This window comes from Curvibacter sp. CHRR-16 (assembly GCF_018474005.1).
GTDB lineage: Bacteria > Pseudomonadota > Gammaproteobacteria > Burkholderiales > Burkholderiaceae_C > Allorhodoferax.
On record NZ_JAHCSH010000008.1, the window covers coordinates 18130 to 42150 of the forward strand.

General features: G+C 56.6%; 19 protein-coding genes and 1 pseudogene. 9 read left to right on the plus strand and 11 right to left on the minus strand.

Annotation, left to right across the window (positions count from 1 at the left end; translation table 11 throughout):
• Positions 1-34: 34 nt before the first annotated feature.
• Positions 35-1771, minus strand: a complete 1737-nt coding sequence (locus KIK84_RS15480) for a GMC family oxidoreductase (RefSeq protein WP_214124027.1) — start codon at positions 1769-1771, stop codon at positions 35-37.
• Between the two features lie 124 nt (positions 1772-1895).
• Between KIK84_RS15480 and KIK84_RS15485 the strand changes: the two genes are divergently transcribed.
• Positions 1896-2873: a LysR family transcriptional regulator gene (locus tag KIK84_RS15485; protein ID WP_214124028.1), complete on the plus strand. Its 978-nt coding sequence runs from the start codon at positions 1896-1898 to the stop codon at positions 2871-2873.
• 44 nt (positions 2874-2917) lie between these two features.
• A complete protein-coding gene (locus KIK84_RS15490) occupies positions 2918-3406 on the plus strand; it encodes a DUF2721 domain-containing protein (protein WP_214124029.1) in 489 nt (162 codons plus the stop codon).
• A gap of 59 nt (positions 3407-3465) precedes the next feature.
• Here the strand turns inward: KIK84_RS15490 and KIK84_RS15495 are convergent, their stop codons facing one another.
• From KIK84_RS15495 to KIK84_RS15530, 8 genes are read right to left on the minus strand one after another with little or no spacing between them, the layout of a single operon-like run.
• Complete coding sequence (locus tag KIK84_RS15495; protein WP_250208033.1) at positions 3466-5601, minus strand: ATP-dependent helicase; 2136 nt, start codon at positions 5599-5601, stop codon at positions 3466-3468.
• Between the two features lie 17 nt (positions 5602-5618).
• On the minus strand, positions 5619-6185 hold the full coding sequence (locus tag KIK84_RS15500) for an energy transducer TonB (RefSeq protein WP_214124030.1): 567 nt from the start codon (positions 6183-6185) through the stop codon (positions 5619-5621).
• 6 nt (positions 6186-6191) lie between these two features.
• Positions 6192-10334 (minus strand): pilus assembly protein, encoded by a 4143-nt coding sequence (locus tag KIK84_RS15505; RefSeq protein WP_214124031.1) that lies wholly within the window; start codon positions 10332-10334, stop codon positions 6192-6194.
• A 22-nt stretch (positions 10335-10356) separates the two neighbouring features.
• On the minus strand, positions 10357-10965 hold the full coding sequence (locus KIK84_RS15510) for a pilus assembly PilX family protein (protein WP_214124032.1): 609 nt from the start codon (positions 10963-10965) through the stop codon (positions 10357-10359).
• On the minus strand, positions 10962-12263 hold the full coding sequence (locus tag KIK84_RS15515; RefSeq protein ID WP_214124080.1) for a PilW family protein: 1302 nt from the start codon (positions 12261-12263) through the stop codon (positions 10962-10964). Before KIK84_RS15515 ends, KIK84_RS15510 begins: the two co-directional genes overlap by 4 nt.
• The gene (locus KIK84_RS15520) at positions 12260-12685 is read right to left on the minus strand and encodes a type IV pilus modification PilV family protein (RefSeq protein WP_214124033.1); all 426 of its coding nucleotides are present in this window, start codon (positions 12683-12685) and stop codon (positions 12260-12262) included. Before KIK84_RS15520 ends, KIK84_RS15515 begins: the two co-directional genes overlap by 4 nt.
• Before the next feature lie 2 nt (positions 12686-12687).
• Positions 12688-13251 carry a pilus assembly FimT family protein gene (locus KIK84_RS15525; RefSeq protein ID WP_214124034.1) on the minus strand — a complete coding sequence of 188 codons (564 nt, stop codon included), beginning with the start codon at positions 13249-13251 and terminating at the stop codon, positions 12688-12690.
• 29 nt (positions 13252-13280) lie between these two features.
• Positions 13281-13742, minus strand: coding sequence for a type IV pilin protein (locus KIK84_RS15530; protein ID WP_349815947.1), 462 nt, complete (start codon positions 13740-13742; stop codon positions 13281-13283).
• 167 nt (positions 13743-13909) lie between these two features.
• On the opposite strand from KIK84_RS15530, the gene KIK84_RS15535 reads away from it, so the two are divergent.
• Both KIK84_RS15535 and KIK84_RS15540 read left to right on the plus strand, forming a co-directional pair.
• Positions 13910-15574, plus strand: a complete 1665-nt coding sequence (locus KIK84_RS15535; protein ID WP_214124035.1) for an ATP-binding protein — start codon at positions 13910-13912, stop codon at positions 15572-15574.
• A gap of 39 nt (positions 15575-15613) precedes the next feature.
• The gene (locus KIK84_RS15540) at positions 15614-16306 is read left to right on the plus strand and encodes a response regulator (RefSeq protein ID WP_214124037.1); all 693 of its coding nucleotides are present in this window, start codon (positions 15614-15616) and stop codon (positions 16304-16306) included.
• Positions 16307-16322: 16 nt separating this feature from the next.
• On the opposite strand, the gene priA is transcribed toward KIK84_RS15540, so the two are convergent.
• Entirely contained in the window at positions 16323-18470 is a 2148-nt protein-coding gene (gene priA, locus KIK84_RS15545) for a replication restart helicase PriA (RefSeq protein ID WP_214124082.1), read from the minus strand.
• A gap of 324 nt (positions 18471-18794) precedes the next feature.
• Positions 18795-19949 carry a uroporphyrinogen decarboxylase gene (gene hemE, locus KIK84_RS15550; protein ID WP_214124038.1) on the minus strand — a complete coding sequence of 385 codons (1155 nt, stop codon included), beginning with the start codon at positions 19947-19949 and terminating at the stop codon, positions 18795-18797.
• A gap of 251 nt (positions 19950-20200) precedes the next feature.
• On the opposite strand from hemE, the gene gmd reads away from it, so the two are divergent.
• The 5 genes and pseudogenes from gmd to KIK84_RS15570 all read left to right on the plus strand — a co-directional run bounded on the left by gmd (position 20201) and on the right by KIK84_RS15570 (position 24020).
• Positions 20201-21328: a GDP-mannose 4,6-dehydratase gene (gene gmd / locus KIK84_RS15555; protein ID WP_214124039.1), complete on the plus strand. Its 1128-nt coding sequence runs from the start codon at positions 20201-20203 to the stop codon at positions 21326-21328.
• Between the two features lie 2 nt (positions 21329-21330).
• Positions 21331-22296: a GDP-L-fucose synthase gene (gene fcl / locus KIK84_RS15560; RefSeq protein ID WP_214124040.1), complete on the plus strand. Its 966-nt coding sequence runs from the start codon at positions 21331-21333 to the stop codon at positions 22294-22296.
• A gap of 9 nt (positions 22297-22305) precedes the next feature.
• A pseudogene (locus KIK84_RS16710) lies at positions 22306-22485 on the plus strand (UDP-glucose 6-dehydrogenase); the annotation flags it as partial.
• A 19-nt stretch (positions 22486-22504) separates the two neighbouring features.
• Positions 22505-22696: a hypothetical protein gene (locus tag KIK84_RS16715; RefSeq protein WP_250208045.1), complete on the plus strand. Its 192-nt coding sequence runs from the start codon at positions 22505-22507 to the stop codon at positions 22694-22696.
• Between the two features lie 7 nt (positions 22697-22703).
• Positions 22704-24020 carry a flippase gene (locus tag KIK84_RS15570; protein ID WP_250208039.1) on the plus strand — a complete coding sequence of 439 codons (1317 nt, stop codon included), beginning with the start codon at positions 22704-22706 and terminating at the stop codon, positions 24018-24020.
• Position 24021: the final 1 nt, after the last annotated feature.

Here is a 24021-nt window from a genome sequence, read left to right on the forward strand (position 1 = left end):
GCAGTGCTGCAATATCGGTACAAGCACGTCAGTGCTAGGCATCGGCCATGATCCATTCAGCGGCTTTTTCGGCGATCATCAAAATAGGGCTGTTGGTATTGCCGCTGGTAATCGTTGGCATGACGCCCCCATCGACCACGCGCAAACCTCGCACCAGTCCACCACGCCCATCGCGAACCCGCAAGCGGGTATCGACGACCGCCATGCTGTCATTCTGTTGCCCCATCTTGGTAGTGCCAACAGGATGAAAGATGGTGGTGCCAATTTCACCAGCCATGCGCAGTAAATCATCCTCTGTTTGGTAGTTTGCGCCAGGCTTGTGCTCCTCGGGTTGGTAGCGCGCCAGAGCTGGTTGCGCAACGATACGGCGCGTCAAGCGCAGGCTATCGATAGCAACTTGGCGATCTGCTGCAGTTTGCAAATAGCACGGTGCAATGGCTGGTGCATCCTCAAAGCGTGGAGTTTTGAGTAGCACCGAACCTCGGCTGCTGGGATTGAGATTGCACACACTGGCGGTAAAAGCTGGGAATCCATGCAGTGGTTGACCAAATGCATCCAGACTCAAAGGTTGCACATGGTACTGGATGTTGGGAAAGGCTTGCTCGGGGCTGCTGCGCGTGAAAGCCCCCAGTTGACTGGGAGCCATGCTCATGGGGCCACTGCGGGTGAGGGCGTATTGCAAGCCCATGCGCGCTTTGCCCCACCAGTGTTGGGTCATCGTGTTGAGCGTGGCTGCTCCCTGCACCTTGAACACCGTCCTAATTTGCAGATGGTCTTGGAGATTGGCACCTACACCGGGTAAGTCCACCACAGGGGTTATGCCTCGGTCATACAAAATACCTGCAGGGCCAATACCCGACAACTGCAAAAGGTGGGGAGAGCCGATGCTGCCTGCGCTCAAAATCACCTCACCCGTTGCGCGAGCCATGACCATTTCTTGGCCTGTCCAGACTTGTACTCCGGTACAGGCATGCTGCCCATCGGACGAACTTTGTAGCAATAAACGCGTCACCTGCGCGTGCGTCCAAAGTTCAAAGTTGGGACGTCCATAGCAGGTGGGACGCAAAAAAGCCTTGGCCGTGTTCCAGCGCCAGCCTTGTTTTTGATTCACTTCGAAATACCCCACGCCCTCGTTATTGCCTTGGTTGAAGTCGCTGCTGTGCGCAATGCCCGCTTGCTGCGCGGCGTGGGCGAACGCATCCAAGATATCCCAGCGCACACGCTGCTGCTCTACGCGCCATTCACCCGTGCTGCCGATGCTGGGGTGGCCGTGCAATTGTTGAAAGCGGGCATCAGCGTTTTGGCCTTTGTCCAGCCGCCAGTGGTTTTCGTGGCGGCGAAAGTAGGGAATCGTGTTGATCCAGCGCCATGAGTCATCACCAGTCATGTGTGCCCACTGGTCGTAATCGCGTGCTTGGCCTCGCATGTAAATCATGCCGTTGATACTGCTGCAGCCCCCCAGCGTTTTGCCACGCGGGTAACGCAGTTGGCGACCATTCAATGCGGGCTCTGGTTCTGTTTTGAACAACCAGTCGGTGCGTGGATTGCCAATGCAATACAGATAGCCAACGGGGATATGAATCCAGTGGTAGTCGTCTTTACGACCTGCCTCAATCAACAGCACCCGTTTGCTCGGATCGGCACTGAGTCGATTGGCCAGCAAAGCACCTGCAGTGCCCGCACCAACGACGATGTAGTCAAAGGTCAAATCGCTGGCGATGCTATCGGGGGGGAATCTACCCGCTGGGGAGGTGCTGTTTGGTGTGGACATGTCTCTTGGCTATAAGATTTATTGATGAATGCCTGCTGGCGCATGCACAGTGTCAAGCAATGTTTTCCACATTTCCAATGATTTTGGCAAAATAAGAATATTAAAAATATAAATATTGGGGTATATGACAGACGCACACAACAACGCAGGCAATGCACTAAGCACTACAGCGGTAGACCACCAAGCCTTGCGCGCTTTGGTGGCCGTAGCCCGGCAGGGCAATGTGTCGCGTGCCGCGCAGCAACTGCATTTATCCCAGCCGGCAGTGAGTCTGCAACTCAAAGGACTGTCCCAAGCCACCGGCTTGCAGCTCTTTACGCGCACCCCACACGGCTTGAGCTTAAGCAGCCATGGGGCGGCACTGTTGCCGCATGCCGAACGTGCGTTGGCCGCCTTGGGTGAATTCACCCAAGCTGCACAACGCTTGCGCAGCACAGTGCAAGGGAGCATGCGCTTGGGCACCATCCTGGATCCAGAGTTCACGCGTTTAGGGGCGTTTTTGGGCGCCTTGGTGGAGGCGGCGCCACAAGTGCAAACCGAACTGCGCCAAGCCATGAGTGGTGATGTCTGGCTGCATGTGGCACGCGACAGTTTGGATGGCGGCTTTTTCCTCGCCGCTCCCGGGCAAGATCTGGCTGCCGCCATGCCCTCCCTAGGCAACGCCGTGGCAACTATGGGTATAGCCAGCATGCCTTTGACGCAGTTCACCTATCGGGTGCTGGCTCCCAAAGGGTGGGCCACGCAGGTACTGGGGCGCAGCTGGGCCGAGCTGGCCGCCTTGCCGTGGTTGGCCACGCCGCCAGCTTCGGTGCACCACCGATTGCAAGCCCAAGTATTTGGTCCCAACTCCAGCACGGGTTTGGAGCCGCGCCGTGTCGCCTTGGTAGACCAAGAGGCATCCATGTTGGATTTGGTGCGATCGGGGGTGTGTTTGAGTTTGGTACGTGACTCGATCGCTATGCGTGAGCAGCAAGAGCGTGGCCTGGTTGTGGCAGATGCCGTGGGTTTGGAGTGCCAATTGCTGTTCATTTGGCAAGCACGCAAGACAGAAGACCCCGTGGTAGCCAGCGCGTTGCAGGCCCTGCGCAGCGTCTGGTTCTAGTGAGGGACTGAAAATTGCTGCACACTTCGCCTAGGAGAGTACCCATGGCATTACCCGTCGACACCGACACCATTTCCCAAGGCATACGGCTGGCCGTTGCCCCTGTTTTCTTTTTGACTGCCGTGGCAGGATTGATTGGCGCCGTGGCCACGCGCTTGGCCCGCATCATCGATCGCGCACGCGTGATCGAAACCCAGTTGCGCCAAGGCACTTACGCCACCACGCGCGAGGAGGGCTTTCAAGAACTGCAAGGACTGCGTGTGCGCGGCTTGCTGGCCAATGGCAGCATCGCCTTGCTCACGCTGTGCGGCTTTCTGATTGGGGTGACCATCGTGCTCATTTTCTTGGGCGAGACGGGTTTTGAATCTGGTGGCCGCTGGGCTATTTTCAGTTTCATGGGGGGCATTGCCAGCTTCTTGCTGGCACTGCTGTCCTTCATGATCGAAACCATATTTGCCACCCGTTTGCTGGACTTTGGCCGCAGGCTGCAGCAAGCGACAGAGTCACAAGCCCAATCACCTCCCCAAGACTGACACCTTGGCTGCGCCTAGCGGTGGCCGTGCGCAGCCAAGCAGTTTGGAGGCAGGTAGTTTTAAGTGTCCAGAGGCTTGTCGGCACTGCTTTGGGCCGCGGCGCGTGCTGCAAATTCGGCCCGCAGAGCGCGCAGTTTTTCGCGTGGGTCTTCGCGGCTTTGGGTCTCGTCCAACTTCATTTCGGCAATAAAGCGGCTGGGCAGCACCGATACAAAGTCGCGCCCCTTTTTGCGCCGCCGCGTCCACAGTACCGTGAGCGTGCGCTGGGCGCGCGTGATGCCCACGTACATCAGACGCCGCTCCTCCTCTAGCCGGGTGGCGTCCGCCTCAGCAGGGCTGCTGTCGGGTATCTCGGCTTGGTCGGTGTTTTGGCGATTGCCACCATCGGCCTCGTTGTAAAACGGTAGCGTGCCTTCGTTGACACCCACCAGCATCACGTGCGGCCACTCCAGCCCTTTGGAGGCGTGCAGGGTTGAGAGGTTGACCACGTCGCGGTCTTTTTCCTTTTCGCTGATGGTGGAGAGCAAGGCCATGCTTTGCGCCACTTCCAGCATGGTGCGGTTGTTGCCCGGCTCGTCGGGCTCGGGTTCGCAGCGCTTGCACAGCCACTGCACAAAGTCCAGCACGCTTTCCCATTTGGATTCGGCCACCTTGGCACTGTCTTCCGAGTCGATCAGGTACTGGCGGTAGCGAATGGTTTCCAGCCACTGCATCAGGAATTCGTTGGCCGCTTTGGCATCGGTGGCGGCACGGGCATCCTCTTGGCAGTGCGTCACGTAGCGGCCAAATTCGTGCAGCCCATCGAGCGCTTTGGCACTCAGCACGCTGGACAAGCTGGATGAGAACAGTGCCGCAAACAGACTCAGTTTGTACTGGCTGGCAAACTGCCCCAGCGCGGCCAGCGTTTGGTGGCCTATGCCGCGTTTGGGCGTGGTGATGGCGCGCACAAAGGCCGGATCATCGTCCTCATTGCTCCACAAGCGAAACCACGCGCACAAATCGCGGATTTCGGAGCGTTCGAAAAAACTCTGCCCGCCCGACACTTTGTAGGGGATAGATGCACGGCGCAACGCCACTTCGATGGGGCGGGCCAAGTGGTTGGCGCGGTAGAGCACGGCAAAGTCGCGGAACTCGGCGCGCTTGCCGTTGCCATCACCCGCCGAGCGCAAGGCTTGGATGCGCGAGACCACGCGCTCGGCTTCCTGCTCTTCGCTCTCGGCTTCGATCAGTTTGACCGGTTCTCCTTCGCCCAGTTCGGAGAACAAGGTCTTGGGAAACAGCTTGGGGTTGAGGGTGATGACGTTGTTGGCCGCTCGCAAAATGGCGGAGGTAGAGCGGTAGTTCTGTTCCAGCTTGATAACGCGCAGCTGCGGATAGTCCTGCGGCAAGCGGCGCAGGTTGTCCAGCGTGGCACCGCGCCAGCCGTAAATGGACTGGTCATCGTCCCCCACCGCGGTGAAGTGGGCGCGCTCACCCACCAAGAGCTTGAGCAGTTCGTACTGGCTGGCGTTGGTGTCTTGGTATTCGTCCACCAGCGCGTGGGCGATGCTGCGCTGCCAGTGCTCACGCACCTCGGTGTGGTGGCGCAGGAGCGATAGGGGCAGGTTGATGAGGTCGTCAAAGTCCACGCTCTGGTAGGCGCTCAGGCGCTCTTCGTAGCGCAGCATGACGCGAGCGATTTGCAACTCTTCTTCGTTCTTCGCCTGCGTGAGTGCTTGATTGCCGTCCCATCCTTCGCCTTTCCACTGGCTGATCTGGTACTGCCATTTTTTTGCAGTCAGCGTGTCGGTGGTGCCGCCTGCATCTTTGAGCAGGTGGGTGACATCGCCCGTATCCAAGATGCTGAAGTGCGGTTTGAGGCCCACGACCGAGCCACTCTCGCGCAGAATGCGCACCCCCAGCGAATGGAAGGTGCTGATGACGATGTGCTTGGCCGGTTTGCCGAGGAGCGCTTTGGCGCGCTCACGCATTTCAGCCGCGGCTTTGTTGGTGAAGGTGATGGCGGTGATCTGCTCAGGCCGAATGCCTGCTTGCAGCAAGTGCCCAATTTTGTGGGTGATGACGCGCGTTTTGCCCGAGCCTGCACCGGCCAACACCAGCGAGGGGCCATAGATGTAATGCACAGCTTCCAGCTGCGCTTGGTTGAGTGAGGGAGCCATGGGGGATAAATGCGGGAGGGGCGTGGGGCTGGCCATGCCAGCGACGCCCAGCGCTAGAGAAAATCCAGACTCAACTCTAACCCAAGCATGGCCTGCACCGATACGCCGTGCTGGTGTGGCGGCATGTAGCGGGTGGTAAAGAACATGTCGCGCAGCGCTTGCAGCGCAGCTTCGTCTTCCGGGATGTGGGGTTGCAGCACCACATCCACCACCGTGCCATCGGCGTTGATGTACAGCGTGATGGCGATGGGCCAGCCCGTAAATCGCTGGCCCCGCAGCATATCGGTATCGGGGGCGGACATGGGCAGCAGTGGTGTGTCCAGTGCAGTGTTCGGTACAAACAGCGGTGGGGTGCTGTCTGTTCTTGCATCGTGCTGCAGGGGAGGTGCTGCAGCGGGCTTGCGCGTATCTGCTGGTGTAGCGGTGTGGGGTACCAATCCACTAGTGGCGGCTGCATGGGGGATCGCTTGCAGTTGCACTTGCAAATACCGCGCCGAAACGGTTCCAGCCCTGATTGGCATCGGCAGCTTGCTGGGCACACAGACCAGTACAGCAGCGTGCAACAGCAGCGACAAGGCTGCTGTTGCGGCTAACGGTGAAATGCGGAGCAGGTGCTGCATGCCACGTCATTGCATGGGCACTTCACGCCAGTTCATGCGGGTTAGGCCTGTGGACGTGCTCAAGGACGATGCGGTCGTAGTGACATTGCCGCTACTGTCACCCGATAGCACCCGTACCGTGCCGTTGACGTTTTGGAACGCTACTTCGGTCACAACGCCACTGCTTGTGGATGAGGAGCTGATCAAGTTGCCGCTGGAGTCATACAGCACTGATTTGCCTGTGCCGATATTGAAGGTCAGCACCTCACCAGTTCCAGAGGGGGAGCACACGCTACCGCTCGGGGTATTTACACCAAATGCGGCCACACCGTTGTAGGCCACCGGATCCACATTGACACGTGCTGCAATCGAGTTGGTACTCGACAAGTCGTAATACCACCCGGTGGACACCGATGGTGAACTGCCTATGCCTGTGAGCAAACTGGTATTGGCTAGCAGCGTGCTGCGGGTCAGTGGCGTGCTAAATGCAATGAAGCCAGCGGCGGCACGGGTGCCGTCGTAGAGTGAGTAGATCGATTGCAGCGAGCTGCTTTTCACATCACTGTCGGCCAGCAGGCGACCAGTGCCCAGCACCACGTAGCGTTTGCCGGTAGTTGGGTTGGCCTCAATAAGCGGGCGGGTCGTGACAGGTTGGCTATCGCCAGCTGCGTTGGTAAGGCGTGCCATGCGGGTAGGCGCGCTGTAGGCACTGCTGGTGGTGGTTAAATCCACGCGCCATACATTGCCTTGCATATCGCCGCCGTACAAGGCATCGGCTGTGAAATCGGTGTGGTTGGGAATATAGGCATCCGCATGGGCAAGGTTGAGTGGCGCCGTGGTGCTGCCTTGTGTGGTTGCTACTGTTTCAAGCAACTCGCCATTGCGGGGGTTCACAAAGAAGAAGTAGCCCTGTCCATCGCTGTTGTTGTAGCCCGAGGTGAATATCACGACCCAGCCGTATTTGGCGGTTTTGACGACAGTAGGCGCGCCATAGCTGTAGCCCATGCGGGCGATGGTGGTGGTGTCTGTTGATTTGGGGAATTCCCACAAAATTTTGGCTGCGATGTTGGCCTCGGATGTCCAAGCCCCATCGGTCAAAGTTTTGGTGACGGTGGTTGTGGTGGTCGTTGAGCCAGAACTGCTGCTGGTTGTCGAGCTGACAAAACCGGGGTTGGTCACGTCGATGGCGTAAAAGCCTTTGCCGCCTTTGCCCAAACCGCCAATCAGCACACTGCGCCAGTCGGGCGTGCTGCTGTTGTACTTGGTGCAAACACTGGTGCTGCCAGCGCTGTTGGCACAGGTGTTGCCAAAGTCCATGTCAAACGCCAACGGCGTTGCATCCACCATAAAGTAGTGCGAGCGTTTTGGGTTGCCCAGTGCAGCCAAGCCATCTTCGGTAGGGGTGCTGTTGGGGCCTTTGTACGCAAAGCTAGGAATAAAGCCAAACAGCTCTTGGCCGCAAAAACTGCAGCTACTGTAGGTCGTAGTGCTTGAGCCGGTGCTAGTCGTGGTGGTGCTGGTATAGCTAGGGGCAGTGCCGTCGAAGGCATGCAACATCCCATCGTTACTGCCGGCATAAAGGACGGTACGGCGCGTGGCATAGGTGCGCTTGAAGCTGCTGTAGCCAGGGTTGTACAGGTCGTAGTAACTGGCATCGGGTGCGCCAACGGCAGTGACTTTGGAGTTGACGATGTCACCGAGTAGATGCTTGCGGTAGCGGTAGTACTTGGTACTGATGCTGGTGCCATCGGAGCTGATCTCGTGGGTGCGATCACCGCGCAGCCATGCCACATAGTTGGCCTGGGTTGAGGCTGAAACGTTCATGACGGTGGCCAAGGATGAATAGCTCAGTCGCGCTGTAGTGGCTGTGGATGTGCAAGCGGACAGTGCCGTACTGGTGAATGCAATACCCGCTGGAGTAGAGGCACTGTCACAGAAAGTGACGATGTTGCGACTGGTGGCAGGGCTGCTGAGCGCGTCCAGAAGGTCACCAGCTGCCCAGACTTGGGTCGGGGTGGCTGTGCCGCTGCTGTCATACGAGACGGTGTACCCGGTCAGTGTTCCAGTCCAAGTGGATGCGTTGTAGGTAGCAGCATAGGCTGTATCACCACTCCTTACGTTGGGCCTTGCCATCGAGTAAGCGCTGCTATTGGCTTCGCCTAGCTCGCTCAGAATCTTGCTGAAAGCCGATGTAAGCCCCGTCTTCATGGTGGTGGGGTTATTGCCAAAATAGTAGTTGTCAGGCCGTTTGTCGTAGTCGTCCGAATAGGTGAATGCAGCCGGTGCAGTTTGGGTAATGCCGCTGATACTGGAGGTGTCGGTATTGGTGTACCACGATGTGGCGGTCAGTGAGCTGGTGCCATTGCTGCTCGAGTAAGGGCTAAAGGAACTAGGTATGGTGAATCCACCGTATTTGGCTGCTAACCAGTATTGGTTTTTGCGGCGATAGGTTTGGCTTTCCAGTACGTCAATCCAGTAGGTGTTGATTGTTTGCGAGCCGCTCATATTGGTGTCTATGTCGGTGCTGCTGCTTGTACTGCGCAGATCTACGGTATGGGCGTCGTAGGCCAAGCCCGCGATGAAGTAAGTATTGCATTGCGCACTCGTAGAGGCGCAGGTGCTCGTACTAGTGGCGGCATAGATGTTGCCCAAATTGGAGTTGCCTTCCATTTGCCCCACCATATTGGTGGCGGTCACTGCGTCAACGGAAGTGACTTGGGTGGGAACCGCGTTGGCTTGATCCAAGCTAGAGTTGCTCCGCAAAGTGCCACTGGCCAAGTTGGCGTCGCGGTGGGTGTTCACATCCCCTATGCCCAGAATAAAGTTTTTCTGGCAGGAGTACTGGATAGGGTCTTCTGAGGTCCAGTTTGTGATTACGGGAAAACCATCGGCCCGTGCTGCTGTGGTGGCACTGGTGTAGTCGCTGTTGTTGGCCAAACCTTTGTAGTAGCGCAGTACCGCGTAGTACAACTCACTGACAGGGTCTTTGGATTTGTAGGACTGCGAGTAATAGCCGAACTTGTTCAGGTAGTTCATCGTGCCGCTTTGGCTGATGCTGATGCCAAAAGTGGAATTGGTGTCGGCTGCATCGGTGTACTGCAGTGGGTTGCTGTACATGACGCCTGTGCTCACATCATCGTATTCCGCGATTGAGCGTGCAGTGCCACTGACGGTTTTGGTATTGCTCACACTGGTAGAGCCCGGAACCGGTTTGGTGCTGCCAATGAAGTTCATGCGCGAACGCATCACACCGCCATCGACTTGTTGGGAGCTATCTCCGTCGTAGTTGAGATAGCCAAAGGCGGAATAGCGCAGTTTGGATGCGTACTTTTGCATCAAACCTTCCGGCTTGTAGGCCGTGGTGCTTGTGCCGTAGGCGACGCAGTTGTCCTCCTTGAGGGTGCTGGAAGTGCAGACGGCGACGTTGATATAAACCCGGTAGTACGGGGATGTCAGTGAGCAGGAGGCACCGATGTCACAGATATTGCTGCTAACCGCTGTATTGGCTTCAAAGGTGGTATCGCTTGCTGAAGAAAACAGCAGCATGGCTGTGCCCATGCGCAAGGTGCGACTGCGAACCAAGGACCAGCTCAGCGGGGTGGCCGTGCTGATGTCGCTGCTCAAGGATTTATTCGGAATGGTGCTGGTACTCGCATCGTCAGATGCGTAGGTTTTGGTCAACACGGTGTACGGTGCCGTACTGCCACTGTCAGGGTGTCCATCTACCGAGCGATTGCCACCGGTCATGATCCAGCGGAACTCATCCAGGGTGTGCATGGATGCCCAGTTCATGTAGTTGCCACTCCAGCGCCCACTGGAGCTGCTGCAACTGTGGCTACTGGCAGAACCGACCGGATAAAAGTAGCTGCTTGAAGGGGTGGTCGCGTTGTAGGAGTAGGCGTAGCACTTCTCGGAATCGAAATAGCCTATATAGGTGGAGCTGGTGCTGTAGCTCGACACATAGGCAGGACTACTGGCTGTGGGCCACTCCACCGATAGTGCCAAGGCCAAGTTGCCAGGCACGGTGACCGTGGAGAACATGGGCGCATCGTTCAGGTCAATTGCTGTGGCTGCAGCGTAGCTTGTGTGGCTGTTGCCTATAGCGCACGCAACGACGGCTGCTAGAGCAAACCAGCGTTGCACCAAAGAATAGGTGGGTAGAGTGAACATGGACTGCTCCTGCTGGGGCGGCTTACAGCCCCACAATCATTTGCTGAAAAATTTGGGTGTTGCGAGGACCGGTGACCCGTACCGTGATGCGATAAGTCGGTACACCACTGGACTGCACGCGTTTGAGCCTGGCAGTCCCGGTGAGTGCGGTACTGCTGTCCGGGACGTAGTACACACAGGTACTCGATGTTGGGGCTCCTGTGCTACTGCATTGCCGATCAATGACGGTGCGGATCGTCACTCCAGCACTGCTATCGCTGAAATCCGTTTGTGCAAAGCCCGCAGTGCTGTAGCTGCTGTCGCTGACTAGGACGCTGGGGATGCCTTGGTCATTGGTGCTGAGCTGCGAGGCGCTGTAGTTGTAGGCTGTCTGGTTGCTTTGGCGCACTGTGGAAGACGCCAAGGAGCCGCTTTGCAGCAAATACACGGCTTGCGCCATGGCGCGTTCGCCTTGGTTGGATAAATCGCTTCGGAACGCAAAGTTGCCCGCTTGAAGCAAGGTGTTGGTACTAGAGCGCGAAAGGGCAATCGATGCAATGAGCATGATGACCAAGCAAATCAGGGTGATGATGAGCACGTCGCCACGTTGGCTGCGCACTCGAAAAGGATGGTTACGAAGGCGGTAGCTCATGGCAGCATCAACGAGTTGCGCAGTGGAATGGTGAATTCCACCGTTTGGTAGCGGTAGTGGCGCTCAAGTCGGGTAGCGTCTTGGGCGTCGGTTTTGAGGGTGCGCGTGTAGGTCAGACTGCTGCCAAGGTCACTGAATAGTGTGATGGGGCCTGTGCTTACCGTATCTTTTTCTGGCAGGCTGGTGCGCATGATCAAACCGACACGGACAGCCAGAATTTTTTGCAGATAGTCGCTCCCCGTTGTGAGGGATGCGCACACTGCTAAACGATCGCTTGCCGATGTAGGGCGGTTATTCGCTTCTTGTTCGGTGCCAGATAGCAAATTTGCCACGCTGTAGGTGGTGTCTGTGGGGCTAACCCATTCCCCGCTGGTGATTGTTCCGCTGCAGTCTTTGTCTATGCCGTACAAGGCATGCATTTCGAATACACCATCTGCGCGCGCGACAGCGGCGCGAGTGCTGTCGCCGTTCGTATTGAGCAAGTCGTAGCTATAGAGTGTGTTGTTGTCCCCTACTCCAATCACTAAAAATTGTGGAGGCCGGTTGCTGTTGACATTGCCAATGACGTTGACGGATGTGTTGTCGGTCAGGCTGCCTAAACCCAGATTACTGCTGTGGTAGCTTCCATCTAGTGTGACGCTGTTGCTGATAACACTCGAAACTTGGGTGAGCAGGCAGTTGGGGGTTGTGGCAGAGGCAAAACCGCTGGTGGTGCTTGTGCTGGTCGTGCCACTGCTGTAGTTGAGTGGGGTTAGGAGCAATAAGTCGTTGCTCTGCATCCCGGTCGTAGTGACCAAGCTAAGCGAGGCAGCGGCAGATTGCCCATTGAACATGATAGGTAGACCACCAGTCCCTGCCGCTCCGGCCATCAACACCAATACATCCGATGTTTGGCCACTGACACTGGGGGTCGTTTGGTTGGGCAATATCACGAGGGGTGCTAAGCGGAAAAGCCCTGTGGTTCCTTCGCTTACGCTGGCAAACGGTGCTGGTAATGCAGCGGTTGCAGGCAGTATTTGGGTATTGCTTTGATATGCCATTAATGGGCAACCAAAAGAGTACGCGGCAGCCTTGCTGAAGCCACTGCCTGCACCGCGAATCCAACTTTCCAAGACATGCTGAGCCAAGTTACCGGCCTGCTGCATGTCATTGCCAGATGTGATCGTGCGTTTGCGTGCTTCGGTGGTGGTTAGCACCGCAAACATGGCCAGCGACAAAATCATGCCGATGGCCAAGGCCACCATCAATTCGATCAAGCTAAAGCCCTGTTGGGAGCGTGTGGAGGGGGGCTGGATCATGGCAATACCAAGCTGGTGAAGTATTGGTGCTGGGTCGTGCTAGAGGGCTCCGTCCAAGCGATGGTGACTGTGATCGTGGTGATGCTGGTGCTGGTGTTTGTTGTTGTGGAAATGCTGCCGCTAGCGTTGGGCAATCCGGCTGTGGTGGCATCGGCTACCCGCGCTTTCCAAGCCGTTACCGTAGTGGGGCTGTTGGTGCCTTGCAGCCACATATCGCTGATGATTTCGTCCGCCAATATGGCGGCGCGTGATCGGTCTTGGGATTGGACAGACAGCGAAGTGGTTTTGGCTTGCATACCCACCATGCCCAAGATGCCAAGCGAAAAAATCAGCAGCGCAACCAATACGCTGATCAAAGTGCTTCCGCTTTGTTCGGCCAGAGTGCTCTGCCCACGCTGGAAAAGAGGTTGGTGGTTTTTCATACTCAGCACCCATCGGGGTTGGTAGTACCCAGCGTCTTGCTGGGATCGCACAGTCGGATTTGTCCGCCTGCGGTGAGCGCCACCCTGAGACTGCGTGTGGCGTTGCTCAGTGTCACGTTGTAGGTTTGGCTATTGGGGCTGCACGAGGCTGCCCCAGACCACAAGGTACTGGCGCTGGCGACCGTTATTTGATTGCCCATGGAACCAAAGCACACCACCGCGGCTGATGCTGTAACAGAGACACTGTTGCGGCTGCCATAGTTGCTGCTCTGCAGCATGGTGCTGGTGGTGCTGCCTGAGCCAGTCAGCGGTAACTCCTGCACATACCAGTTGCCTCCGGTCGTGGCGGGCGTCGCGTTGGCTGCTGGTGTACTGGCAGTGATAACAAACGCCACTGGCAAGCTTTTGCGCAGTGCTTCGCTTTGGGCCATGCGCAAGCCATTGGCCACTTCTTCGGCTGTACTGCGCACTTTGCTGTTGGCAATCCACTCGCTAAAGCTGGGAACAGCCAGCACAGCTAAGAGTGCAATGATGGCCACTGCCACCATCAGCTCAATGATGGTCATGCCCACCTGTTCCTGTGGGGCGGAGGGCCTTAGCATGAGTCGCCTTTTTTCGTCAGCCAGCAGCTGCTTCCAGTGGTGCCGCCCCATTTGCTGGGCAGAGTGGAAGTCTTGGCATCGGCTTGGGTGATGGTGTACACAAAACCCGCCATAGTCCCACTGCCTGTTGCTGTAGCAGTAAATGTGGTGCTGGTAATGCTGGAACACGCAATGGTGTAGGTCGGCTTGCTGTAACTTACCGCTGTTGTGGTGCACGGTGCGGTGGCGCTGCTGGTCGATGCGTAGGTGCGGTTGTCTTGGTAGTAGGTCTCCATCTTGGCGCGCACGGCCAAGAGCTCGTTGGTCATGCTGGCTATGTTGCCTCGCAATACGTAGTCGCTATAGGCTGGCAGAGCTACGGCAGCCAATATGCCAACAATGGCAACCGTGATCATCACTTCAATGAGTGTGAATCCACGCGAGCGGGATGGGGTTGTGGGTGTCTGTGAGTGCACTGCATACTCCGAATAAGTTGCAGACGAGTTTGGGTCTGAAGTTGGGAGCAATCTAGCATGAATCGAGGATTTCCCCCCCTTTTGTCCATTCTCGGTATACGCTTGTCGTTGATTTATCAGAGTGATCAAACGTTTTGTCGCAACAAGTTCCACCAAAGCCCGTGCGCATGGGCCGATTGCATTTTTCGCTGCAGCGCAAGCTCATGCTGGCGTTACTGGGTTTTTCCTTGTCTTTATTGCTAGGCTTTGTAGGGTTCTCTTATTGGGGCCTGCAGCGGGGGCTGAGCTCTTATGTGGCCGATGTGGAGTTGGCGCGGCTGGATTGGCTGGTTTCTCGCTTACAGAATTACTATGCGCAGCACGGCAGTTGGGCGGGCTTGCAGACGGATACCAATGCATGGCGCAGCATGGTGGATCCGCGACAGGTACGCATGGGGCTGGCTAATAGCGGGGCCAGCCGTGATGGCTCTAGCGCCAGTGCGCAAGGTGTTGCCCAAGGTCGAGATCGCGCTCCTCCCGCACCACCGTTCTTTATTGCAATGGAGGATGGAGGGCGCCCCGATCCAGAGCGAAGGCCTCCTAACGCCCCGATGTTGCCGCCACCGAACGACGCCGGATTGAACATGCCGCAGCCGAGTGAGTTGGCTAATAGACCGCCCATGCCGCCGCCTTTTTCCATGGGGGGGCTGGAGAACCGCGATGAACCTATCCACGAACGCATCACTTTGTTGGCTGCCGATGGTGAAACGGTGCTGATCCAAGCGCAAGTACGCCAAGCGGCCGATCACCCGCCGCGCATTGCCTTGCGCCACGATGGAGAGCTGATTGGTTATTTGGCCTTACAGCCTATGACTGGCTTGTCCAAACTGGCGGGGCGCGAGTTTGTACGTGAGCAACTGGTTTTTGTTGGCTGGACAGGTTTGCTGGGGGGCGTGCTGGCGGTTGCGGTATCGTGGTGGTGGGCGCGGCGCTGGTTGATGCCCCTGCGCGACTTGATGGATGCTGCGCAAGCCGTTTCCAATGGCAAGTTGGATGCCCAAGTGCCAGTGCGCGGCAGCGATGAGTTGTCGCATTTGGTGCATACCTTCAACGCCATGACTACCAGCTTGCAGCAAACCCAGCAGCAGCAGCAGCAATGGCTGGCCGATGTTGCGCATGAGTTGCGAACCCCGTTGGCGGCTATGCGCGCCGAAATTGAGGCAATTCAAGAAGGGGTGCGACAGTTCAATGAAGCCACTGCCAATCGCCTGCATAAGCAGGTACTGCGACTGACCGACTTGGTGGAGGACTTGCGCAAAAGCATGCAAGCCAGAGATGTTGTCAGCCCCGTGCAATACGCCCAAGTGCAGCCTTTGGAGTTGCTAGCCGACGTGCTTGAGAGCATGGGTGAGCGCATGCGCCAAGCGCACTGTGAGTGCGATCAACGTGCATTGGATGATTTTTTGCTGCACAAGCAAGCTTTGGTTATGCAGGCTGTACCAGGGCAGTTGCAGCAGGTGTTTTTCAATGTGCTGGAAAACAGCTTGCGGTACACCACAGCGCCAGGGCGCTTGCGCGTGCAGGTTTTTCAACGGCAGAGTGATTGGCTGACGATTTTGATGGAAGATTCCCCTCCAGCGCCCCAGCCACACGAGTTGCCGCAGTTATTCAATCGCCTCTACCGTGGGGAAACTTCGCGCACCCGAGCCCTGGGCGGCGCGGGCTTGGGGCTGTCGATTTGCAAAAATATCGTTAACAACCACCAAGGTACCATCACTGCTGCGTTGAGCGAACTGGGTGGTTTGTGCATTGAGATCGGTTTGCCTGTGCAACAGGTTGACCGCAATGGGTGAGAACCAAGCAAGAGTGGACAAGAGAATAGGAATCGTCTTATGCAATTTCAGAAAAAACGCTGTTTGGTCGTGGAAGATGAGCAAGATATTGCGCAAGTGCTCAGCGAATATATGGCGCACAACGGTTATGACGTGGATATGGTCTATGACGGCCAAGATGCGTTGGACAAAATTGCCGTCGAACGCTATGACATAGTGCTTCTGGATCAGATGCTGCCTACGGTGGATGGGACGGTCGTTCTGAAGAACTTGCAAAAGTTTCGCAGCAGCACCGGCATCATCATGATCACGGCCCGTGTGGAGGAGATTGATCGTTTATTGGCTTTGGAGCTTGGGGCCGATGACTACATCTGCAAACCTTTCTCGCTGCGTGAAGTGCTGGCCCGTGTGAAGGCGGTGATGCGTCGCATTCATCCCGATCCCGCTTTGCCCGTGACAACACGCCATTGGGCTCTGGATGCCAATCGCCACCGCTTACAAATCCGCGGTGCTGATGTCGATCTGACAGTTAAAGAGTTTGACTTGTTCAAAATCCTTTCCAGTAATCCAGGTCGTGTCTATTCACGCCAGCAGCTGTTGGACTTGGCTTACCCTGCAGAGCTAGACGCTAGCGAACGTGCAATCGACAGCCATGTGAAAAATCTGCGTCGCAAATTGGCCGCTGTCGATCCCTCGCGCTTGTGGATTCGCTCGGTGTACGGCGTTGGTTTTGCTTTCGAGGACGAGGCGTAAGTGCTGGCGCACTGGCTTAAATAGCTTGGGGGTCTACATCAATAGCCCAGCGCTGCAGGCCTTTGAGTGTGGCCTTGTGCGCGGGGTCTGTCCGCAATCCATGCAGGGCTTTTTGCCAATGTGTCAGGAAGTGCTGCAGCAACGGACGGGAGGCACATTCCACCAGCATTTGGGCCCGTTCTACCCCAGCGACGCGCTGCATGCTCATGGGCACTGGCGGGTATATGAACAGGCGCTCAAAGCTAGGAGCCCATCCATCCCATTGCGCCATGGTGTCTTGGGCAAAGCTGCGCGCCAGTTGTAAGAAGGCTTGGGCGGTTTCCTGCGTGCGGGCTTCGGCGCGCACCAAGGCTTGGGCGACAAAGGGCGGCATGCCTGCGCCTTCGCGCTCGTGTAGTTGCTGATTGGCAAAAGCGGGGTAGTCATGCGCTTTGAGTGCAGCGTAAAGCGGGTGGCCGGGTTGGCTGGTTTGTAACCACACTTCGCTGCGGCTGCTCAGTGCCGCGTCGCGACCAGCGCGACCGGCTGCCTGCATCAACAGGGCGAACAGACGCTCGGGCGCCCGAAAATCGCTGGAAAACAGTGCGCTATCGGGGTCAATAGCCGCCACCAAAGTAACGCGCCGAAAATCGTGCCCTTTGGCAATCATTTGCGTGCCAATTAGTACGTCCACTTCACCGTCGTGCACGGCTTGCAGTTGTTCTTGCAAGCTGCCTTTGCGCTGGGTGGTATCCGCATCCATGCGGGCTATGCGCAGTGGGCTTCCATCGGGGCGCTGCACATCGGCCAGGGCGTCGGCCAGCAGTTCTTCGATGCGCTCGGTGCCGCGCCCCATGGGCAGTATTTCGGGGTGGTCGCAGTTGGGGCAGTGGCTGGGCACGCGCTGGGTATAGCCGCAGTGGTGGCAGCGCAGGGTGTGGTCTATTTTGTGGAATACCCGGTAGGCGCTGCAGTGCGGGCACTCGCTTTTCCAGCCACATTCGCCGCAGTAGAGCACAGGGGAATAGCCGCGCCGATTGATGAACACAATGCACTGCTCGCCGCGCAGCAGGCGTTCGCGCATGGCATCGAGTAGCTGCTTGGCAAAGACGGTGCGGCGCGGTTGCAGGTTCATATCCACCCGCCGCACCATGGGCAGCTGCTCGCCCGCGCCGATGCGCTGGGGCATTTCCAAGCGACGGTAGCGGCCGCCTTGCTCTGGCGGGCGACTGTGGTACCAGCTCTCCAACGAGGGGGTGGCCGATCCGAGGATGATTTTGGCGCCCAATTGGCGGGCGCGGTAAATGGCCAGATCGCGCGCTGAGTAGCGGGCGCCGTCGGCACTTTTGTAGCTGGGGTCGTGTTCTTCATCGACCACGATCAAGCGCAAGTTCGGCATGCTGGCCATGGCCGCCATGCGCGTTCCCACCACAATGCGGGCGAGGCCTTGGTGCGCAGCCAGCCAGCCTTGCAAGCGCTGTGCGGGCGTCAGGTCGCTGTGCAAGCTAACTACGCCCTCAGCGCCTATGCTGGAGACAAAGCGCTCTTGCACACGCGCCATCAACTGCGGGGTGAGATTGATTTCCGGCACCATCAGGAGCACTTGGGCTTGCGGGTCGGCATCGAGCACGGCCTGCATGCAGCGCAGGTACACCTCGGTTTTGCCACTGCCGGTAGCGCCAAATAACAGAAATGGCCCGCTTTCTTGCTGCACGGCCTCCACCGCACTGGCCTGTTCTGGCGTGAGCGTGGGCAGTTGCACAGGCGCGGATGGAGCGCTGTGCTTGGATTGCGGGGCTGCCTGTTTACTGGCTTGTTTGGCTGCGCGCTGCTGGCGGCGTTCCCATTGCTCCAGCGTCAGGGCCCGCAGCGGTCCGGGCAGAGCGGCCAAGGCCATTTCCCCTATAGAGCGTTGGTAGTACTGAGCCGCAAATTCCAGCAGTTGCAGCCAATCCATCGTCAGCGGGGGCAAGCCAGGCAACACAGCGCTGATGGGTTTTAGTTTATGGATATCCCAATCGCCTGTGGGCGCTTGGTGCCATACCACCCCCACGGTTTGCCGTGCGCCCAGTGGTACGTGTACCAGTGTGCCCGCAGGCAGGGCACAGGGATGCGTGTAGGTGAGCACCGAGCCTAATTGGGCGTAGGCGGGGGTGTGCACCAAAACTGACAGCGTGGCGTCCATCTTCAATGTTTGCTCGTACAACAAGGGCTAAGTGCTTGATTTTCCATGTTTGTGGCACTCATCCAAAGAATCTGTGGATAACTTTGTTGATAGAGTTGGGATGAAGGCCGCCAAGCCTTGCAAATCAAGGCTTTCATTAGCTTGCCTAGAAAATTAGCAAAAAATGAAATCCTTATAAATCAATAACTTAGGCTTGCTATGGCTTTTGTAGCGCATATCCCCCATTTGAGGGATTGCACGCACGCCGCTTACCTTGATTTGTGCATAAGTGAGCATTGTTTGGCCTGTCATGCCCCAAATTTGTGGTAGGCAACATCGCTGTGCTCAGGTCTGGGGCGTTGCGCCTGCGCGTAGCACTCGGGAATGGCTGTGCACGGCTTGCACCAGTGCTGCCACATGCTCTGGCGGGGTGTATTGGCTGATGCCGTGGCCGAGGTTGAATATGTGGGTCGGGCCGCAGCCACTGCCTTGGTAGGGCGAGCCAAAGCTGTCCAATACAGCGCGCACTTGGGTGGCAATCGCCTCGGGCGGAGCAAACAACACATTGGGGTCGATATTGCCTTGCAGCGCTTTGCCGGGGGCGTTTTCCTTGCCACCTACCAATGCGCGGGCGTGGCCCAAGTTCACCGTCCAGTCCAAGCCCAGCACATCGCAGTCCAAGCCCGCCATGTCACCCAACCACAGGCCGCCGCCTTTGGTGAACACAATGCGCGGTATGGTCTCGCCCTGCGGGCCATAGCGTTTGAGTTGGGCTAGCACGCGTTCTGTATAGGCCAAGCTGAATGTTTGGAACGCCCCATCGGCCAGCACACCGCCCCAGCTATCAAACACCATCACCGCTTGGGCTCCGGCGTCTATCTGTGCGTTCAGGTAGGCGGCCACTGCATCGGCATTCACAAGCAAAATGCGATGCATCAGGTCGGGGCGGCTGTAGAGCATGGTTTTCACGTGCCGGTAGTCGTCACTGCCCGCGCCTTCCACCATGTAGCAGGCCAACGTCCAAGGGCTGCCGCTAAATCCAATCAGCGGTACACGGCCTTTGCCATCCACTGTCAATGCCTTGCGGATGCTGCTGACGGCATCAAACACATAGCGCAGCTTGTCCATGTCGGGTACGGCCAGTTCTGCTACGGCGGCCTCATCGCGCACCGATTTGGCAAAACGCGGGCCTTCTCCTTGGGCAAAAGACAGGCCAAGCCCCATTGCATCGGGTACGGTCAGGATGTCGCTGAACAAAATCGCCGCGTCCAGTGGATAGCGTTCTAACGGTTGCAGCGTCACTTCGGTGGCGTAGTCCGGGTTGGTCGCCAAGCCCATAAAGCTGCCCGCTTTGGCCCGTGTGGCGCAGTACTCTGGTAGATAACGCCCCGCTTGCCGCATCAACCACAGGGGGGTGTAAGGCGTGGCTTGGCGCAGACAGGCTTGTAAAAAAGTGGGGTTGTGAAGATTGGCGAAAGTGTTGGGCTTGATCTCGGTCATGCGGGGATTGTCGCAGGGCCATGGGCACAGCGGCAGCCCTAGCGCTGACTTGTTGTCGGAGATCAAGGGCGTAAGTACTTCTGCTGATCTATGGGGTGTGGCAGAATGCTTAGCTACTTGCTAATGGGGTAACACCCCCGACCAATATATTCAAAGAGCTTACTGACTGTGCAACAGCACGGCGGTAGCGTGGGTAAAAGATTTTTTGATAAGGTCGGAAAGTGCATTTAACCCCGCATTAAAAGACTCTCATGCCCAATCAAAAAACTGCTTTGATCACCGGCGTTACCGGTCAAGATGGCTCCTATCTGGCTGAGTTCTTACTAGAAAAGGACTACATAGTGCATGGTATCAAACGCCGTGCGAGCCTTTTCAACACCGCCCGAGTGGATCATCTGTATCAAGATCCCCACATTAATCACCGTAACTTCGTGCTGCATTACGGTGACCTCACTGATACCAGCAACTTGGTGCGAATCCTCCAGCAAGTGCAACCGGATGAGGTCTATAACTTGGGTGCGCAAAGCCACGTGGCCGTAAGCTTCGAGAGCCCTGAGTACACTGCTGATGTGGATGCCATAGGTACGCTTCGCTTACTCGAAGCGATACGCATTCTGGGTTTCGAGAAAAAGACGCGCTTTTACCAAGCTTCGACCAGCGAGCTCTATGGTTTGGTGCAGGAAATTCCGCAGAAAGAGACAACGCCTTTCTATCCACGTAGTCCGTACGGTGTGGCGAAGCTCTACGCCTACTGGATTACGGTGAACTACCGTGAGTCCTACGGCATATACGCTTGCAACGGCATTTTGTTCAACCATGAGAGCCCTCGCCGTGGTGAAACCTTTGTTACACGCAAGATCACGCGCGGCCTGTGCAATATTGCCCAAGGCCTTGAGCAATGTCTCTACATGGGCAATATGGATGCTTTGCGGGACTGGGGGCATGCCAAAGATTATGTGCGGATGCAGTGGATGATGCTGCAGCAGGATGCGCCGAAGGACTATGTGATTGCCACGGGTGTGCAGTACAGCGTACGTCAGTTCATTGAGAAGAGCGCGGCGCAACTCGGTGTGAGTTTGCGCTTTGAGGGGCAAGGAGTGGACGAGTGCGCTGTGGTAGCCGCCATTGCAGGCGATAAGGCACCAGCGCTCAAGGTGGGTGATGTGGTCGTGCGTGTGGATCCACACTACTTTCGTCCGGCAGAAGTTGAGACCCTGCTCGGAGACCCCAGTCTGGCCAAAAAGGATCTGGGCTGGGTGCCGCAGATTACCTTGGATGAGATGGTGCAGGAAATGGTCGCGCATGATTTGGACCGTGCTCAGCAGCACGCACTGCTAAAGCAGCACGGCTACGCTGTCCAGGTAAGTAAGGAAAACTAAGCGTGAAAAACAAAAAAATCTATGTGGCGGGCCATCGCGGTATGGTGGGACGAGCCATTATTCGCGTACTACTAGATCAAGGCGTTGAGCTTTCACAAATCGTTACGCGTACACATTCGGAATTGGATTTGATCGATCAATCCGCTGTTGAGGGCTTTTTTGCTTCTGAGCGACCGGATCAAGTCTATTTGGCGGCGGCCAAAGTCGGTGGCATCCATGCCAACAACACATTTCCCGCCGAATTCATCTACGAGAATTTGATGGTGCAAGCCAACGTGATTCACGCTGCGCATCGTCATAACGTTCAGCAATTGCTGTTTCTCGGGTCCAGTTGTATCTATCCAAAACTGGTTCCTCAGCCGATGGCCGAAACCGCCCTATTGACAGGGCCTCTTGAGCCAACCAACGAGCCATATGCGATTGCCAAGATTGCCGGTATCAAAATTTGCGAGAGTTATAATCGTCAATATGGGCGTGACTACCGTAGCGTTATGCCCACAAATCTTTATGGCCCGGGCGATAACTACCACCCAGAAAACAGCCATGTAGTGCCGGCCTTAATCCGGCGATTTCATGAGGCGAAGGTGTCGGCGGCACCCGAAGTCACGATTTGGGGGAGCGGCTCGCCGCGACGTGAGTTCCTATATGTGGAAGACATGGCCAAAGCGAGTGTCTTCGTCATGAATCTTGCTCCCGAGGTTTATCAAGAGCAGGTTCAACCCCAGCTTAGCCTGATCAATGTCGGTTTTGGTTCCGATGTGACGATTGCTGAGCTTGCACAGACTGTGGCACGTGTCATTGGATACCAAGGACGCATTGTCTTTGATGCCACGAAGCCAGACGGGACTCCGCGTAAGTTGATGGATTCTTCTCGCTTGCTTGCCATGGGGTGGAAGCCTTCTGTCGACTTAGAGCAGGGCTTGGCCTTGGCGTATGAGGACATGCAGCATGGGATGCGCGGGCAATGAAAGTTACCATTGGGGGGGTATGTGGGTCTAATGACGGGTGCTTGTTTGGCTGAATCGGGTAATTTGGTTTTTTTTCTGAGTGTAGACCAGCGCAAGATCGACGTGCTCAATCAAGGCGGCATCCCGATTTTTGAACTAGGCCAGAAGGAGATTGTTGAGCGTAACCACGTTGACGGGCGCTTGCTTTTTTTCAACCGATGTGCGGTCTATGGATGCTCTAAGTGAGGCCGATGGCTTGATCATCATGATCGAATGCACGGCTTATCGTAGCCCTGACTTCCCAGCAATTAAGTCGGTTCTGAGTTCGCCAGTGATTTTTGTTGGGCGCAACCTCTATGACCCATCGGAAATGATGCGTAATGGCTTTACTTACTTCGGCGTCGGTCGTCGAGGTGCTTGAGTCATCTATGGGTAAGCTTAGCCTGCGTGAGTTGAGAGGTTGGCTGGCCGGGCGTGCGGTTGTGCGCAAGTTGGCCTCCAATTCCGGATGGCTATTGGCGGATCAGATGCTACGCATCGGGGTCGGCGCATTACTGAACATTTGGATTGCTCGCCACTTTGGTCCAGAACGTTTGGGTGCCTACAACTATGCGCTTGCATTGGTCGCTTTGGCCGCTCCGCTGGCGTCATGGGGGTTGGATAGTCTGCTGGTTCGCGATCTTGTGAAATCACCCAGCCACTCAGGGCGGCTACTCGTCAGTGCAGGAATCTTGAGACTTGGTACGGGACTTTTGAGTGTTGTTGCGGCTGTGGGGCTAGCCAGTATGGCTAGGCCGGGAGATCATGAGACTTTGACGTTGGCGCTTATTGCCGGTTCGGCAGGGGTTTTCAACGGTTTATCGGTTCTGGAGTTCTGGTTTCAGTCGCAGCTGCGTTCAAAGTTTTCCGTTCTTGCGCGCGATATGGCGTTTCTGATGTCAGCCAGCCTAAAGATATGGTGTGTTTTATCGCAAGGTAGTGTGGAACTTCTGAGTTGGGCGGTGCTGACGGAGGCCGCGATTTACGGTTTGACGCTTGGCGCCTTCTTTAATCGGATGAGCAGTGGCGGATTGCGATTGGGCGATCTTGAGTGGCGTGCGGTTCGGAACTATTTGTTCGAGGGCCGAAGCTTGGTTTTAACTGGCCTATTGATTGCCGTGTATATGCGGGTCGATCGTGTTGTGATTGGCTCACTCCTAGACAATCATGCGGTGGGTGTCTATAGCATTGCGGTGCAGTTGTGTGAGATTTTTTATGTCCTTCCTAACGTCGCAACAGCATCGCTTTACCCGGTATTTGTCGGTTTGTACGAAAAAGACGTCATGCTGTATGAGCGTCGGCTGATCCAAATCATGCGGTTTTTCTTCTATGGGGGGGGGCTAGTGGCCCTCGCTTTTGTGTTGCTTGGAGACTGGGCAATTCCTCTTGTTTTTGGGCCTCAGTATCAAGAGGCTGTTCCGGTTGCCAAGGTATATATTTTTCTTCTTCCTTTTGTTGGCATGAGTCTCGTATTCAGCCATCGCTATATTCTCAATAAGACACCGCGCTATTCTTTGCTTGGCGTGGTGGTCGGCGGCGTGATGACTTTGGGGCTGCATATGATCGTGGTGCCTCGGTTCGGGTTGCTTGGCGCGGCAAGTGTTGCTCTGGTTTCTCAAATACTGCCGTCTTTGGCGGTGACCCTTTTTGTCGACCGTAGTGTTGGACGAATATTTATCAAGGCAATGCAGCCCAAGTGGTGGTGAC